The sequence below is a fragment of the Prescottella equi genome (assembly GCF_002094305.1).
Taxonomy (GTDB): Bacteria; Actinomycetota; Actinomycetes; order Mycobacteriales; family Mycobacteriaceae; genus Prescottella; species Prescottella equi.
The window spans coordinates 31,766-46,061 of record NZ_LWTX01000009.1 but is presented as its reverse complement, the minus strand read 5'-3'; the positions used below and the strand labels follow the sequence as shown (position 1 = coordinate 46,061).

Genomic DNA, 14,296 nt, shown 5'->3' with positions numbered 1-14,296 from the left:
ATCTCGGTCCGAGGCTAGGCGTCGTCGCATCGGATCGCAGACCTCGGGAACCATCCCCATGGGTGATTCGTCCTATTTTCGTAGGACATGTCCACCGACAGAGAAAGAAGGCTATGAAACGCAGGCCCCGCAAACCTCGAAGACCCGTCGTCCGACGTGTGATCATCACTGACACCACCACTGTGGAGGTGTCCACGTGCTGACCCTGCTCGGAATCGTCGCCGGTGTCGCCGTCGTCCTGGCGATCACCGCGCTGACCGGCTACTTCGTGGCGCAGGAATTCGCCTACATGGCGGTCGACCGGTCCCGCCTGAAGGCGCGCGCCCAATCCGGCGACGGCGCCGCGGCCCGCGCCCTCGGCGTCACCCGCCGCACCTCGTTCATGCTGTCCGGCGCCCAACTCGGCATCACCGTCACCGGTCTGCTCGTCGGCTACGTCGCCGAACCGCTCATCGGCCGCGGGCTCGGCGAACTGATGGGCGGGATCGGGATCCCCACCGGCGTCGGCATCGCCGTCGGCGCGATCCTCGCGGTGCTGTTCTCCACCGTCGTGCAGATGGTCTTCGGCGAGCTGTTCCCGAAGAACCTCGCCATCGCCCGACCCGAACCCGTCGCCCGACGCCTCGCGTTGTCCACGACGCTCTACCTCAAGCTGTTCGGCTGGCTGATCTGGCTCTTCGACCAGTCGTCGAACCTGTTGCTGCGTGCGCTCAAGATCGAGCCCGTGCACGACGTCGAACACTCGGCGACCCCTCGCGACCTCGAGCACATCGTCGCCGAGTCCCGCGACGCCGGCGAGCTGCCGCGCGAGCTGTCGACGCTGCTCGACCGCATCCTCGACTTCCCCACTCGCACCGCCGAGCACGCGATGATCCCGCGGGCGCGGGTCGACGTGGTCCGCGCGGACGAACCGATCGCCGATGTCGTGGCCCGCATGGGCGCCGGGCACACCCGCTACCCGGTCGTCGGCGCCACCAGCGACGACCTGCAGGGCGTCGTCCACCTCCACGACCTGCTCGGCGCCGACCCCGTCGGCACGGCCGGCGACCATGCCCGAGCGGCGGTGATCGTCCCGACGACGCTGCCGCTGCCCGACGTCCTGGCGCAGCTGACGGCCGCGAAGGACGAGATGGCGCTGGTGATCGACGAGTACGGCGGGTTCGCCGGCGTCGTCACCGTCGAGGACATGGCGGAGGAACTCGTCGGCGAGATCGCCGACGAGCACGACCCCGCCCACGAGGACACCGAGGTGCAGGCCGTCGACGGCGGCTGGCTGATCCCCGGCGGCGTGCACGTCGACGAGGTCGCCCGCGTGCTCGACGAGCACCTGCCCGAGGACGACGACTACGAGACGTTCGCGGGCCTCGTGATCGCCGAGTTCGGCGGGCTCCCGCGGGTGGGCGACACCGTGACCGTCCAGCTGCCCGCCGATCCGGCCGACCTCGTCGCCGACGAACCGCCGCCACCGACGTATCTGGACATCGAGGTCCGGGCCGTCGACAAGCACGTGCCGTCGGCGCTGTTCGCGACCGTCCACACCGACCGGAGGGACGCCGTCGATGAGTAACCCGTGGATCGTCCTGGCCGTCACGGTCCTGCTGATCGCCGCGAGCGCGTTCTTCGTCGCGGTGGAGTTCGCACTCATCGCCGCCCGCCGGCACCGTCTCGAGGACGCCGCCCCGAACAGCCGTTCGGCCCGCGCCGCGTTGCGCAGCGCGTCCGAGCTGTCGGTGCTCCTCGCCGGCTCGCAGCTCGGCATCACCGTGTGCACCCTCGCGCTCGGCGCGGTGACGAAACCGGCTGTGCACCATTGGCTCACGCCGGCGTTCGCGGACTGGGGCGCCCCGCTGTGGCTGGCCGATGTCGCCGGTTTCGTGCTCGCGTTGCTCATCGTGACGTTCCTGCACCTGGTGGTCGGCGAGATGGCGCCGAAGTCGTGGGCGATCGCCCACCCGGAGAAGTCGGCCACCCTGCTCGCGATCCCGATGCGCGGATTCATGTGGCTCACACGGCCGTTGATCGTGATCCTGAACCGGGCCGCGAACTGGTGCCTGGTCAAGGTCGGCGTGCAGCCGGTGGACCAGGTGGCGTCGGGCCAGGATCCCGAGGCCCTGCGGCACCTCGTCGAGCACTCGGCGACCGTCGGCACGCTCGACGAGCGCTACCACGGGCATCTCACCAGCGCGCTGGAACTCGAGTCGCTCACCGTCGGCGACATCGTCCGCCCCAACGACCGGCCGAGCAGTGTCGACGCGGATGCGCCCGTCGAACGGATCCGCGAGACCGCCGATGCCAGTGGGCACCTGCGCCTGCTGGTCCGCAGCGGCACCGACGTCGTGGGCGTCCTGCACGTCCGCGACAGCCTGGGCGCGGCGCCCGAGACCCGGGCCCGCGATCTGATGCGCGACGTGCTCACCGTCCAGGCTGCGACACCGGTCTACGAGGCGCTCGCGACGATGCGGAACACCCGCAGCCACATCGCGATCGTGCGAGACGACGCCGGACGGTTGATCGGGCTGATCACCCTCGCCGACGTCCTGGCGCGGCTGATGCCCTCCGCGGGCACCGCGGCCTGACCACGGCGAAGGCGGAACCGGGAGTGGCGCCCCGGTTCCGCACGGTGGGTGTTTCCGCCCGCCGATCCGGGGGTAGTCCCTGGGCATGGAGATGCGTGTGACCCTCTGTGTGGACGGCGCCGAACGGACCTGCACCGTCGATACCCGCACGACGCTGCTCGACGCACTCCGTGACCGCCTCGGCGTCTTCTCGCCCAAGAAGGGCTGCGACCACGGCCAATGCGGGTCCTGCACGGTGCTGCTGGACGGCCGACGGGTGACCACGTGCCTGTCGCTCGCCGTGGCGCAGGACGGCGCCGACATCGTCACGGTGTCCGGACTGTCGGACTCCGGCCTCCACGCTGTCCAGCAGGCGTTCATCGATCAGGACGCGTTCCAATGCGGCTACTGCACGCCCGGCCAGGTGTGCTCGGCGGTGGGGATGCTCACCGAAGCCGCGGACGGGGCACCCAGTCACGTGACCGAGGACCTCACCTCCGCACCGGAGTTGACCGACGACGAGATCCGCGAACGGATGAGCGGCAACCTGTGCCGGTGCGGCGCCTACCCCAACATCGTCGCCGCGGTCCGACAGGTCGCCCACGAGCAGGCTGCGGACACGTGATCCCGTTCCGCTACGAGCGACCCGCCGACGCGCCCGCGGCGGTGGCGCTGCTGCACGAGAACCCGGGCGCGAAGTTGCTGGCCGGCGGAACCAACCTGGTCGATCACCTCAAGCTCGGCATCGCCACCCCCCAACTCGTCGTGGACATTTCGCGTATTCCACTCGATTCCGTCGAGCCGACCGACGACGGCGGACTCCGGATCGGGACCAACGTGCGCAACAGCGATCTGGCCGCCCACCACGTTGTCCGCGAACGGTATCCGGCGTTGTCGCGCGCACTTGTCGCCGGCGCGTCACCACAGTTGCGCAATCTGGCCACGACGGGCGGAAACCTGCTCCAACGCACGCGCTGCGTCTACTTCCAGGACGTGTCGACGCCGTGCAACAAGCGGCAGCCCGGCACCGGGTGTTCGGCGGTCGGCGGATTCACCCGGCATCACGCCATTCTGGGCGCCTCGGACGCTTGCGTCGCGACCCACCCGTCGGACATGGCGGTGGCGCTCGCAATGCTCGACGCCCAGGTGCTGGCGCTGGGGCCCGATGGTCAGCGCCGCATCCCGGTGACAGACTTCCACCGGCTTCCGGGACGCGACCCCGACATCGACACCGTGCTGGAACCCGACGAGATGATCCTCGCGGTCGAACTGCCGGCGCCGGCGCCCGGTGCGGTGTCGACGTATCGGAAGGTGCGCGAGCGCGCGTCGTACGCGTTTGCGCTGGTCTCCGTCGCCGCGGAACTGGGACTCGACGCCGGAGTCGTCACCCGTGTCCGCATCGCCTTCGGCGGCGTGGCGCACAAGCCGTGGCGGGCCACGCGCGCCGAGGCGGCATTGCGGGGGCGCACCGCGGACGTCGACGCGTTCGCCGATGCGGTCGACGCCGAACTGGCGTCGGCACATCCCCTGGACGGCAACCGATTCAAGGTCCCACTGCTGCAACGCGCCACCGTTGCCGTGCTGCGGGAGCTTGCCGGGGAGGCGACACAGTGAATGCCATCGGCACATCCCTCGCGCGCATCGACGGCCCCGCCAAGGTAACCGGAACGGCGCCGTACGCGTACGAGCACTCGGTCGCCGCCCCGGCGTTCCTGTACCCGATCACCTCGACGATTGCACGCGGTTCCATCGTGGACATCGACAGCACCGCGGCCGAACGATCCGACGGCGTGCTGGCGGTGCTCACACCGTGGAATGCGCCGCGCCTGGAGGACACCTCGGACGGTGAGTACCGCCTGCTGCAGGGCCTCGAGGTGGCGTTCCGCGGGCAACCGATCGGTGCCGTGATCGCCGAGACCCCGGAGCAGGCGCGTCACGCGCAGACGCTCGTGCGCGTCGAGTACGACGTCCGGGCTCACGACACAACGTTTCGTACGGACGCAGCGGGCATGTACCTCCCCGAATCCGCCAACGGCGGCTACGAGACCTCCACGGAGGAAGGTGATCCCGACACTGCGTTCGCCCGCGCCCGCGCCGACGGGGTGATCGTCGACGGCTGGTACACCACCCCGGAAGAGCACAACAATCCGATGGAGCCGCACACCACCGTCGCGCTGTGGGCCGAGGACGCACAGGAACTGACGCTGTACGACTCCACCCAGGGGCCGCACGGCGTCGCGGACACACTCGGGCCGATACTCGGGTTGTCCCCGGAACAGATCCGGGTGATCGCGCCGCACGTGGGTGGCGGATTCGGCTCCAAGGGCGCCCCGCACGCGCACGACGTGCTCGCCGCCCTGGCCGCGATGACACTGCCCGGCCGAGCGGTGAAGTTCCCGGTGACGCGGCAGCAGATGTTCGTCTTCGTCGGCTATCGCCCACCGACGGCGTCGCACATCCGGATCGCCGCGAACCGCGACGGCGGCATCACCGCGCTGGTGCACGATGCGTACTCGCAGAGTTCGCACACCAAGGAGTTCGTCGAGCAGACGGCGGTCCCGTCGCGGTCGATGTACACGGCGCCGCATCGGCGCACCTCGCACCGAGCCGTGGCACTCGACGTCCCGGTGCCGTACTGGATGCGCGCCCCGGGCGAGGCCCCCGGAATGTATGCGGGTGAGGTCGCGATGGACGAGCTCGCCGACGCCTGTGGGATCGATCCGATCGAGCTGCGGGTCCGCAACGATCCGCCCGTCGACCCCGAAAGCGGCAAACCGTGGGGGTCGCGCCGACTGGTCGACTGCCTGCGGGAGGGCGCCCACCGATTCGGGTGGGAGACGCGGCCGCGGCCGGCCGGGAGTCGGCGCGAGGGGAACACGCTCGTCGGATTCGGCGTGGCGAGCGCCACCTACCCACACATGATCAATCCGGGTTCGAAGGCCACGATCCGACTGCGCGAGGACGGTCGGCTGGGCGTGCAGATCGGCGCCGTGGACATCGGCACCGGCACGTGGACCACGCTCACGCTCATCGCCGCCGACGCCCTGGGTTGCGACCCCGAACGCATCGCACTCGAGATCGGCGACACCGCGTTGCCGTACGGAACCGTCGCGGGAGGATCGTCCGGGACGTCGTCGTGGGGTGGGGCGATCCTGACGGCCGCACGCGAGTTCCGCGCCAAGTTCGGCGACGATCCCCTCCCAGGAGCCGAAGTGACCGCGGAAGCGGACACCGAACCCCACGACGACTATCGAATCAATTCCTACGGAGCGCATTTCGTCGAAGCTCGGGTCGACATCCACACCGGCGAGATCACCGTTCCCCGCATGCTCGGGGTGTTCTCCATCGGCCGGGTCGTCAACCCGCGCACCGTCCGCTCGCAGCTACTCGGCGGCATGACGTTCGGGATCTCGATGGCGCTGTTCGAGGAGAGCGTCCGCGACGGGCGGTTCGGGCACGTCGTCACGCAGGATCTCGCGACATATCACTTCCCCACGAACGCGGACGTCCGGGACATCGACGCGATCTGGCTCGACGACGTCGACGAGCGCGCCACCCCGATGGGTTCCCGCGGCGCCGGCGAGATCGGAAATGTCGGCAGCGCTGCCGCCGTGGTCAACGCCGTCTGCAACGCGACCGGGACACGCGTGCGGGAACTGCCGATCCACGCGGACGACCTGCTCCCCCACCTGCCGAATATTCGCGAGACCTGAAACGCCCGACGGCTGAGCCGACGAAATCCGGCGTAGGGTCAGTCGATAGGGGTGTTCCGAGCGGGGCGAGATCATGAGTGCTTCTCCGAACGGACCGCACCGCGGTCGGGCGCATGCGCACACGGCCGCGTCGCGGCTGGCGGTGGCGGTGACATTCGTGCTGCTGTCGCTGATTCCCGGCGCCATCGCCTTCGCCCTCGGCCGGTCCCTCTTCGCGATCTTCTGGCTCGTCGTCTTCACCGGCCTCGCCCTCGGCGCCGTCGCGGCAATCCTGCCCTCGAGCTGGAGTCACTGACCCGGCCGACCGGGCCGGTTGAATCCACGGGTGAATTCCGGGGAGGGTGCACACCCCGGCCTTACCTTGGGGTAACTTGCGAGCGCGCGATCTGCGCAATCAAACAAACAAATGGATGGGAAGCAGTCATGAGTTCTTCCGAGTTCGCCACGTCCGTCGCCGAGGTCAAGCCGGTCGTGAGCGGCATCGCCGGCGCACTCACCGCGGTCGCCACGATCCTCGGTGTGCTGGGAACGCTGGCTTCCTTCAGCTGACCCGAAGCGCGGCCGCGCGTACACCGCGGTCCTCCGCAACGGGAAGTCCTCCACCGGCGAATCCGGTGGGGGACTTTCGTTTGCGCGGCCCGCAATCACACGCGCGGCTTACGATCCGGCGCCGGTACGCGGAAGTTCCGGCCCGGTTCACCGGCCGGCCATCCGGCCGCATTCTGTCGTTGCGGTTGCCGTCCTACCTTCCTCCCGACCTTGATCATCAACAGGGAGGCCGCATCGTGCCCATGTCACCGCTCAACCGCCGCACGTTTCTCGAGCGCACCGCCCTCGCCGGAATCGGGGTGACGCTCGCCGGCAGTGTGGGCACCCTGTTCCGCCCCGCCGTCGCGGGCGCCGCCCCCGGTGCCGCGATCGGCTACGGCCCGCTCGTCGCCGATCCCGCCGGAATCCTCGCCCTGCCCAAGGGTTTCTCGTACACGATCGTCTCCCGCTCGGGTGAGACGCTGCTCGACGGCGGCGTCCCGTTCCCCAGCGATCCCGACGCCAACGGCGTGTTCGCGGCCGGCAACGGCACCACGATCGTCACCAACCACGAGGTGGGTGGCAGCGAGCCGTTCGGTGTCCCGGCCGTCGACGGCCTCACCTACGACCCGGGCGCCCGCGGCGGCACCACCACGACGACGCTCGACCGCAGCGGCGCGCGTCAGGCCCAGTACGTCAGTGTCGCGGGCACCGTGAACAACTGCGCGGGCGGCATCACCCCGTGGGGCACCTGGCTCACGTGCGAGGAGACCGAGGCCCGTGCCGGGTCGAACGGTTTCACCAAGGCCCACGGCTACGTCTTCGAGGTCGATCCGGCGAGCCAGGCTGCGAACGTCGGCAAGAGCCCGATCCCGCTGAAGTTCCTCGGCCGGTTCGCGCACGAGGCGGTGGCCGTCGACCCGTCGTCGAGCGCGGTCTACCTCACCGAGGACGCGGGCAGCCCCAACGGCCTGTTCTTCCGGTGGACGCCGCCGCAGGGCTTCGTCGGCGGACCGGGCGCGTTCCACGCGCTCGCACAGTCGCCGGGCGGGGACACCGCCGGCAGCCTGCAGGCGATGAAGTGCTTCCAGGACGGCACCCACGTGCCCGACCTCGCCCAGGCCGCGACGCCGGGGGTCAAGTACACCGTGCAGTGGGTCGACGTCCCCGACCGCGACGCCAAGACCACCTCGGTGCGCAAGCAGTTCACCAACGACCAGGTCACCCGCAGCCGCAAGCTCGAGGGGCAGTGGTGGGGCGACGGCGGCGCGTACTTCGTCGCCAGCTTCGCCCGCACCAGCGACGGCAGCGTCGCCGAGCACGACGGACAGGTGTGGTTCTACGACCCGGCCACCCAGACCGTCGAACTGAAGACGCTGTTCGGGGTCAACCCCGACCCGTCCGTCGACACCGGTAACTACGACGGCCCCGACAACATCACCGTCTCGCCGCACGGTGGTCTCATCCTCGCCGAGGACGGCGACGGCATCAGCCACCTGATCGGCGTGACCGAGAGCGGCGAGCCGTTCTCCGTCGCCCGGAACGAGTTGAACGACAGCGAGTTCTGCGGTCCGGCGTTCAGCCACGACGGCCAGACGCTGTACGCCAACATCCAGAGCCCCGGCATCACCGTCGCGATCCGCGGGCCGTGGCGCCGATCGACGGGCTCGTCCGCCGGCTCGTCCGGCTTCTCCTTCGGCTCGCTGGAGTTGCCGTTCGGCTCGTAGACCCTCCGTCACCCGTGGACGCCCTCACCCGCACACCGCAGGTGGGGGCGTCCGGCGTTTCCATTCGGGTTCGTCCAGGACGAAAGCCCCTGGAGCGACGGGGCGTTGTCCCCTATCCGAATGGGGACCTCCGACGGCATCGTCAGGGCATATCGGATTTCGATCGGCATCCCGGGGTGAAGAAGTGTGAGGAAGTTCCTGCCGTATTTCTCGACTCGACGAGGGGCGGCGCGGGTGTACCACAACTTCCTGGACTGCCCGGCGGGCATGCGGATCGCCCGGGCCGACCGGGAGCCCGGGGTAGGGCCGGACGGTCTCGCCTATCCACAGTGCGAGCAGTGCGCAGCGTGGGACGACAAGATCGCGCAGTCACGCAGCGCGCTGCACCGGTGGTTGGAGTCGGAGTAGCCGTCGACGAAATACGTGGACGCACAGTGCATACCGCGTGCTACCGATCGACCCGGATGTCGGCGGTCCACACCCGTTGCAGCATGTGCCAGTCGGCCGGGTGTGCGGCGATCCCCGCCGCGAACCGGCTGGTCATCGCCTGAGTCGTCGGCTGCAGTCCACCGCTGGTGTCGATCGGCGGCCCGACATGGAACCCCCAGCCGTCGGGTGTGAACCAACAGTTGACCGGTAGCAGGGGCGCACCGGTGTCGAGCGCCAGCCGCGCCGGCCCGGCCGGCATGCGAGTCGGTTCGCCGAAGAACGTGACGGGCACGCCCGTGCCGGTCACGTCGCGTTCGGCGAGGAGCCCGACGATCCGCCCGCGGCGTAGATGCGTGGTCAGTTGTTCGAACGGTGGTTGCGCGGAGCCGGTGAGGGGGATGATCTCGAATCCGAGCCCCTCCCGGAATCGCACGAACCGGCGGTACAGCGATTCGGGCCGGAGGCGCTCGGCGACGACGACCGGCGGACCCACGCGTCGCGCGATCCATACACCGGCCATGTCCCAGTTTCCGCTGTGATGCAGAGCCAGAACCGCACCCCTGCCGCGCTCGACCGCCTCGTGAATGTTGCCGAGCCCCGTGGCCGACGACTCGATCTCCTCGACCAGCCGCACCGGATCCATCGTCGGGAGCCGGAAGGCTTCGCACCAGTAGCGGGCGTAGGAACGCAGGCTTGCCCGCACGAGATCGTCCGGCACCTGCGCAGGCGTCGTGGACAGCACCCGGGCCAGATTGCGACGAAGCTGGTCCGGGCCGCCGCCCCGGGCCGCGCGATCAGCCGCGAAGTCGAACAGTCGCCTCGCCGACCGCTCCGGCAGGGCGCGCACCAACCGCCAACCTGCCGCATACCCGAGATCCCAGGCCCGGTCCCCGGGGTTCATCGGCCGCGGCCGTCGACGCGGACCGCAGCAGTGCAACAGACACCCCTGCTGTGATTCGGCGGGGAGTGGATTCCGAGCCTCATTCTCCGAGTGTCCTCCCCCGAGAGAGACATGGGAACGACGAAATACCTCGCAATCGTGTTGTCGCGCTTCGCGCATGACTCAGGAGGCTGTCGGATCCGGAGGAACGTCAGGATCGTCCGACCGTACGGCACGGCATTGGTGTGAAGAGGTCCAGGAACGGGTATACGTCCCACGCCCCTGAACACCCACTTCCGACTGGAGTCGACATGCTTGTGATCATCGGATTGATTCTCCTCATCGCAGCCATCGTGATCGCGGTCGCGGGAGTCCTGACCAACGGCGGTAGTGAGCACGCGATAACGGATGACTTCTCCATCCTGGGCTACCACGTGACCGGATCGACCGGGACGCTCTTCCTCTTCGGCGTCGTCGTCGGCGCGGTCGGCGTGGCCGGCCTCGCGCTACTTCTGGCCGGAGCCCGGCGGTCCTCCCGACGGGGGCGCGCCGCCCGAAACGAACTCGACCAGATCCACCGGGCCGACACCGCACGCGCCGAGCAACAGCGTAAGACCCCGCCGCCGCCGACCGAGCAGGGTGCATGAATCTACCTGCAGACGAACAACTCTCGGCGTGCGCCTGATCAGCCGGTCGCCTCGACGCCGAGTGTCTATGCCACCCGGTAGCCGTCGTCGACTATCGATCGCATGTCGTCGTAAGCGCGTTGCGGCTGGGTCGTCGGTGGAATCACCACCAGGAGGGTGCCGCGCCTATCCGTGCCGATCAGGCACATGACCCCGGCGGGCTGCCCCGGCAGCGGTTCGGTGAACCGGATCCCATCGGTGTTGTCGATTCGACGTTGGTTGATGCTGAGCATGTCCCAATCGAATGCGATCCGCTCGATCGGCCCCGTTCGCGGTGCCAGCACCGAGATCAGGTCGTGCAATTGAGCGGTGAGGTTCGAAGTCCACGGCCACCACGCACCGGCGATCTGGCCGGACCCCGACTTCTGCCCACGCAGGACCAGTCGTGGAGTACGAGTCGGGACGGGGAACGGCTGCAGGCCGTCCGCGGTCTCGACCTCGTAAAGAAGGCCGTTGACCAGATCCGGTTGTCGTGTCATGACTCCTGCCGCTCCTTCATCGGAGGACGAAACCGATCCTTGTCCGACCGATGCACTGCCGTACGAGAACCGCCGGCGACCTAGCACGTCGATACCTTCAGCCTACGCGTCACACGTCCCGGCGCGGTGGCTCGAGGAAGCGGGGCGCACGAAACAGCCCGGTCGCGAGCCCGGGCGTTCAGCAGACTCGTGACGTGTACGGTCGAGTCATCGCAGCTATCCACGCATCGGCACTCCCGTGCGGGCCGCTTTTGGAAATCAAGGCCGATTCGCGGCCACGCTAAGGAGCGTCTCGAATGACGCAAACTCCTGCCCATTTCGACCTTCGCCTGGAATCTCCGCCGGGGGACGGAGGCCAGCCCTTCTCTGCCCCGACCCGCATCACCAGGCTGCTGTTCAGCACCGGAAGCCTGGGTGAGGTGGAAGCGGTGTGGTGGCCGCGCACCCAGAACCTGAGCATCGAACTCCATGACCTCGTCGTCGCTCTCACCCCGAGACTCGGCCCTGTCGCGCGCATCCGTTTCGACTGGAACGCGGTCAGCGCGATGCAACGCCAGATCGACTCGGACGACGGGTTGGACGTCACCGGCCCCGAGCCCGGCCAGCCGTGCCGAGTCATGAGGGTCGACGGCCGCAACGGAAGTCGTATCGACATCGCCATCGTCGAGCCGGGCGCAGACACCGCGTACGGATACCGACAGATGGCCCTGCTCCTCGACTCTCCAGCCGAACTCGTCGGACAGGGGTGACGACGGCATGGCAATGCGAATCGTCGCCTTCGACGTCGTCGAACGCAACGACGTCGGAGTGGACGAGATCCAGCGACTGGCACGCGACCTCTGGCAGGCGATGTCGGCGGGTCGTGAAGGCGCGAGCGAGCGACCTCGATGGATCAACAGTGGCGCAGTCGCCGCAGCCGACGCCTACACGGCACATCGGTTCGAGGGCACCGTCGACGGCGAGGCGTGAGCCCGCCCACATCACCAAACGGCGGCAAATGCCCTCTTCCTGGGAACGAGAAAGACCCCCCCTGCATCACTGCAGGTGGGGGTCTTTCTGATGTGCGCCCGAAGGGATTCGAACCCCTAACCTCTTGATCCGTAGTCAAGTGCTCTATCCGTTGAGCTACGGGCGCATGTTCTATCTTCAGTTGTACTGGACCCGCGAAAGGACCAGTGTGGCGGAGGCGAGAGGATTTGAACCTCCGGTCCCCTTTAAGGGGGACAACTCATTAGCAGTGAGTCCCATTCGGCCGCTCTGGCACGCCTCCTTGGGGGCCGGCTCGTTTCCGATCCGCCGGGCGAAACATTACACAGAGTTCGCCAGCAAACGCAAAACGCCTGGTCAGCGTCATCTCCTATCTCAGGTTGCTGTCGAACCAGTCGAAGATCCGGCGTTGGGCGTCGAGGATCGCGACCACGAGCGGATCGTCGTCGTCCGCCGACGGCTCCGGGACGGGCGGCTCGTCCGCGCGGTGCGCGAGTCCGACGTAGCTGACGATGTTGGTGGGCGCGTCCGACCTCGCCACGGCATCCCGCAGTCGCTCGACATGCTCGGGCGGGGTTCGCGGATCGTCCTCGCCGTACAGGCCCAGCCAGGGCGCCCGGAGCGCCGGCGCCGCGTCGACGAGCGCGGGGGTGTCGTCGGTGAGCGGTGCCACGATGCCGTGCGCCGACACACTGACCGCGGCCCCGACCGGGCGGTTCGTCGCGACGAGCAACGCGGCGGTGCCAGCGTCGTCGAAGCCCAGGACGCCCACACAGTCCGGGTAGATGCCGCGTCCGACCAGCCAGTCGAAGGTGGCGTCGAAGGCCGCGAACAGGGTTTCGCCGAACACCTCGCTGTCGCTGTGCGCGGGTTCGTGGTGGAACAGGTGCGGGGCCGCCACCACCCAGCCCTCCGCGGCGAGCGCGCGCATCAGATCGAGCAGCGCGGGAGCGAAGTCTCGGGATTCGTGCAGGAGCACGATGCCGCCGCGGGCCGGTCGATCCGGCTCGACGGCGGTGAGCGGCACGCGTTCCTCCGACTCCACGGGGGCGTCGACGTCGGAGCGCAAGGGGGCGTCGTCCCGGAAGATCCCCGGCATGAATCAACCTTGGCACGACCACGGCGGCAGTGCACGCGATCGCGGGGCGCATAATCGCATCGTGACCCCCGTGACCCGCGCAGACCTCGAATCCATCCCGACCTACGTGCCGGGCCGCAGCTATCCCGGGGCCATCAAGCTGGCCAGCAACGAGACCACCCAGGGTCCGCTGCCCGGCGTGGCGCAGGCCATCGCGGACGCCGCGTCCGTCGCGAACCGCTACCCCGACAACACGTCGGCCGCGCTGATCCGCGCGCTGTCCGAGTCGCTCGGGGTACCGGCCGAGAACATCGCGACCGGCTGCGGCTCGGTGGCGCTGTGCCAGGAACTGGTCCAGGCGACGTGCAACGAGGGCGACGAGGTCGTCTACGCGTGGCGCTCGTTCGAGGCGTACCCCGTCGTGACCAAGGTCGCCGGCGCGGTCTCGGTCCCGGTGCCGCTCACCCCCGAGCACGGCCACGACCTGGATGCGATGCTGGCCGCGATCACCGACCGCACCCGTCTGATCTTCGTGTGCAACCCCAACAATCCCACCGGCACCGCGCTGGGCCGCGAGGAGCTCGAGCGCTTCCTCGACGCCGTCCCGGCCCGCGTCGTCGTAGCGCTCGACGAGGCGTACTTCGAGTACAACCGGTCCGGCGTCGACGGCATCGACCTGGCCCGCACCCGCCGCAACGTCGTGGTGCTGCGCACCTTCTCCAAGGCGTACGGCCTGGCCGCGCTGCGCGTCGGGTACGCGGTTGCCGATCCGGCCATCATCGCCGCGCTGGCCAAGGTCCACATCACCTTCAGCGTCAACGCGGTGGCGCAGTCCGCTGCGATCGCGTGCCTGGGAGCGCGGGACGAACTGCTCCGCCGCACGCACGACGTCGTCGCCGAGCGCGACCGGGTCCGCGACGCGCTCCGGGCCGCCGGCTACGACGTCCCGGAGTCGCAGGCCAACTTCGTCTGGCTGCCGTTGGCCGACCGCTCCGCCGCGTACGGCGAGGCGAGCGCCGAGGCCGGCGTGCTGATCCGCCCGTACGGCGTCGACGGGGTGCGGATCACGATCGGCGATCCCCACGAGAACGACGCGTTCCTCGCGTTCGCGACGTCGCCGGCGGCGCAGGAACTGGCCGGGATCCCGGCCGGGTCGCCCACGGTGTAATCCAACCGTTATCGGTCGACGGGTCCGCCACCACCGATTCGTTGGCAAACTCGTCCCGGTGTGCCG

The 14,296-nt window shown here is 69.1% G+C and carries 16 protein-coding genes and 2 tRNA genes; 13 read left to right on the top strand and 5 right to left on the bottom strand.

Features of this window, described 5'->3' with window-relative positions:
• The first annotated feature begins 196 nt into the window (after nucleotides 1-196).
• The 9 genes from A6I89_RS19655 (at nucleotide 197) to A6I89_RS19620 (ending at nucleotide 8,931) form a co-directional block, all read left to right on the top strand.
• The gene (locus tag A6I89_RS19655; protein ID WP_022593488.1) at nucleotides 197-1,567 is read left to right on the top strand and encodes a hemolysin family protein; all 1,371 of its coding nucleotides are present in this window, start codon (nucleotides 197-199) and stop codon (nucleotides 1,565-1,567) included.
• Nucleotides 1,560-2,576: a hemolysin family protein gene (locus tag A6I89_RS19650; protein WP_022593486.1), complete on the top strand. Its 1,017-nt coding sequence runs from the start codon at nucleotides 1,560-1,562 to the stop codon at nucleotides 2,574-2,576. Before A6I89_RS19655 ends, A6I89_RS19650 begins: the two co-directional genes overlap by 8 nt.
• An 85-nt stretch (nucleotides 2,577-2,661) precedes the next feature.
• Nucleotides 2,662-3,180, top strand: coding sequence for a 2Fe-2S iron-sulfur cluster-binding protein (locus A6I89_RS19645; protein WP_022593484.1), 519 nt, complete (start codon nucleotides 2,662-2,664; stop codon nucleotides 3,178-3,180).
• Nucleotides 3,177-4,169, top strand: coding sequence for an FAD binding domain-containing protein (locus tag A6I89_RS19640; RefSeq protein WP_022593483.1), 993 nt, complete (start codon nucleotides 3,177-3,179; stop codon nucleotides 4,167-4,169). The genes A6I89_RS19645 and A6I89_RS19640 overlap by 4 nt, the downstream gene beginning before the upstream one ends.
• Entirely contained in the window at nucleotides 4,166-6,268 is a 2,103-nt protein-coding gene (locus tag A6I89_RS19635) for a xanthine dehydrogenase family protein molybdopterin-binding subunit (RefSeq protein ID WP_022593481.1), read from the top strand. The genes A6I89_RS19640 and A6I89_RS19635 overlap by 4 nt, the downstream gene beginning before the upstream one ends.
• A gap of 73 nt (nucleotides 6,269-6,341) precedes the next feature.
• A complete protein-coding gene (locus A6I89_RS19630; protein ID WP_022593479.1) occupies nucleotides 6,342-6,563 on the top strand; it encodes a hypothetical protein in 222 nt (73 codons plus the stop codon).
• Between the two features lie 128 nt (nucleotides 6,564-6,691).
• Nucleotides 6,692-6,817 (top strand): hypothetical protein, encoded by a 126-nt coding sequence (locus tag A6I89_RS24975; protein WP_005516225.1) that lies wholly within the window; start codon nucleotides 6,692-6,694, stop codon nucleotides 6,815-6,817.
• Between the two features lie 236 nt (nucleotides 6,818-7,053).
• Complete coding sequence (locus A6I89_RS19625) at nucleotides 7,054-8,523, top strand: alkaline phosphatase PhoX (RefSeq protein WP_087576482.1); 1,470 nt, start codon at nucleotides 7,054-7,056, stop codon at nucleotides 8,521-8,523.
• 186 nt (nucleotides 8,524-8,709) lie between these two features.
• Nucleotides 8,710-8,931, top strand: a complete 222-nt coding sequence (locus tag A6I89_RS19620; RefSeq protein ID WP_037084727.1) for a hypothetical protein — start codon at nucleotides 8,710-8,712, stop codon at nucleotides 8,929-8,931.
• Nucleotides 8,932-8,971: 40 nt separating this feature from the next.
• Here the strand turns inward: A6I89_RS19620 and A6I89_RS19615 are convergent, their stop codons facing one another.
• Nucleotides 8,972-9,853, bottom strand: coding sequence for a phosphatidylinositol mannoside acyltransferase (locus A6I89_RS19615; RefSeq protein WP_044990308.1), 882 nt, complete (start codon nucleotides 9,851-9,853; stop codon nucleotides 8,972-8,974).
• A gap of 290 nt (nucleotides 9,854-10,143) precedes the next feature.
• On the opposite strand from A6I89_RS19615, the gene A6I89_RS19610 reads away from it, so the two are divergent.
• Complete coding sequence (locus A6I89_RS19610; protein WP_022593473.1) at nucleotides 10,144-10,479, top strand: hypothetical protein; 336 nt, start codon at nucleotides 10,144-10,146, stop codon at nucleotides 10,477-10,479.
• Nucleotides 10,480-10,544: 65 nt separating this feature from the next.
• On the opposite strand, the gene A6I89_RS19605 is transcribed toward A6I89_RS19610, so the two are convergent.
• Entirely contained in the window at nucleotides 10,545-10,997 is a 453-nt protein-coding gene (locus tag A6I89_RS19605; RefSeq protein ID WP_022593471.1) for a DUF5994 family protein, read from the bottom strand.
• A gap of 296 nt (nucleotides 10,998-11,293) precedes the next feature.
• Here A6I89_RS19605 and A6I89_RS19600 point away from each other — a divergent pair, with 296 nt between their 5' ends.
• The gene (locus tag A6I89_RS19600) at nucleotides 11,294-11,746 is read left to right on the top strand and encodes a DUF5994 family protein (protein WP_022593469.1); all 453 of its coding nucleotides are present in this window, start codon (nucleotides 11,294-11,296) and stop codon (nucleotides 11,744-11,746) included.
• A 7-nt stretch (nucleotides 11,747-11,753) separates the two neighbouring features.
• Nucleotides 11,754-11,966 (top strand): hypothetical protein, encoded by a 213-nt coding sequence (locus A6I89_RS19595; RefSeq protein WP_139791980.1) that lies wholly within the window; start codon nucleotides 11,754-11,756, stop codon nucleotides 11,964-11,966.
• A gap of 93 nt (nucleotides 11,967-12,059) precedes the next feature.
• On the opposite strand, the gene A6I89_RS19590 is transcribed toward A6I89_RS19595, so the two are convergent.
• The 3 genes from A6I89_RS19590 to A6I89_RS19580 all read right to left on the bottom strand — a co-directional run bounded on the left by A6I89_RS19590 (nucleotide 12,060) and on the right by A6I89_RS19580 (nucleotide 13,083).
• Nucleotides 12,060-12,132, bottom strand: a tRNA-Arg gene (locus A6I89_RS19590).
• A 43-nt stretch (nucleotides 12,133-12,175) separates the two neighbouring features.
• A tRNA-Ser gene (locus A6I89_RS19585) sits at nucleotides 12,176-12,267 on the bottom strand.
• 87 nt (nucleotides 12,268-12,354) lie between these two features.
• A complete protein-coding gene (locus A6I89_RS19580; protein WP_022593466.1) occupies nucleotides 12,355-13,083 on the bottom strand; it encodes a dienelactone hydrolase family protein in 729 nt (242 codons plus the stop codon).
• Between the two features lie 61 nt (nucleotides 13,084-13,144).
• Here A6I89_RS19580 and hisC point away from each other — a divergent pair, with 61 nt between their 5' ends.
• Nucleotides 13,145-14,230 (top strand): histidinol-phosphate transaminase, encoded by a 1,086-nt coding sequence (hisC, locus tag A6I89_RS19575; protein ID WP_044990306.1) that lies wholly within the window; start codon nucleotides 13,145-13,147, stop codon nucleotides 14,228-14,230.
• Nucleotides 14,231-14,296: the final 66 nt, after the last annotated feature.

Coding starts and splice junctions, on each gene's coding strand:
- A6I89_RS19610 (WP_022593473.1), top strand. CDS start 10,144: ATGCTTGTGATCATCGGATTGATTCTCCTCATCGCAGCCATCGTGATC.
- A6I89_RS24975 (WP_005516225.1), top strand. CDS start 6,692: ATGAGTTCTTCCGAGTTCGCCACGTCCGTCGCCGAGGTCAAGCCGGTC.
- A6I89_RS19645 (WP_022593484.1), top strand. CDS start 2,662: ATGGAGATGCGTGTGACCCTCTGTGTGGACGGCGCCGAACGGACCTGC.
- A6I89_RS19605 (WP_022593471.1), bottom strand. CDS start 10,997: ATGACACGACAACCGGATCTGGTCAACGGCCTTCTTTACGAGGTCGAG.
- A6I89_RS19650 (WP_022593486.1), top strand. CDS start 1,560: ATGAGTAACCCGTGGATCGTCCTGGCCGTCACGGTCCTGCTGATCGCC.
- A6I89_RS19580 (WP_022593466.1), bottom strand. CDS start 13,083: ATGCCGGGGATCTTCCGGGACGACGCCCCCTTGCGCTCCGACGTCGAC.
- A6I89_RS19600 (WP_022593469.1), top strand. CDS start 11,294: ATGACGCAAACTCCTGCCCATTTCGACCTTCGCCTGGAATCTCCGCCG.
- A6I89_RS19630 (WP_022593479.1), top strand. CDS start 6,342: ATGAGTGCTTCTCCGAACGGACCGCACCGCGGTCGGGCGCATGCGCAC.
- A6I89_RS19595 (WP_139791980.1), top strand. CDS start 11,754: ATGGCAATGCGAATCGTCGCCTTCGACGTCGTCGAACGCAACGACGTC.
- A6I89_RS19615 (WP_044990308.1), bottom strand. CDS start 9,853: ATGAACCCCGGGGACCGGGCCTGGGATCTCGGGTATGCGGCAGGTTGG.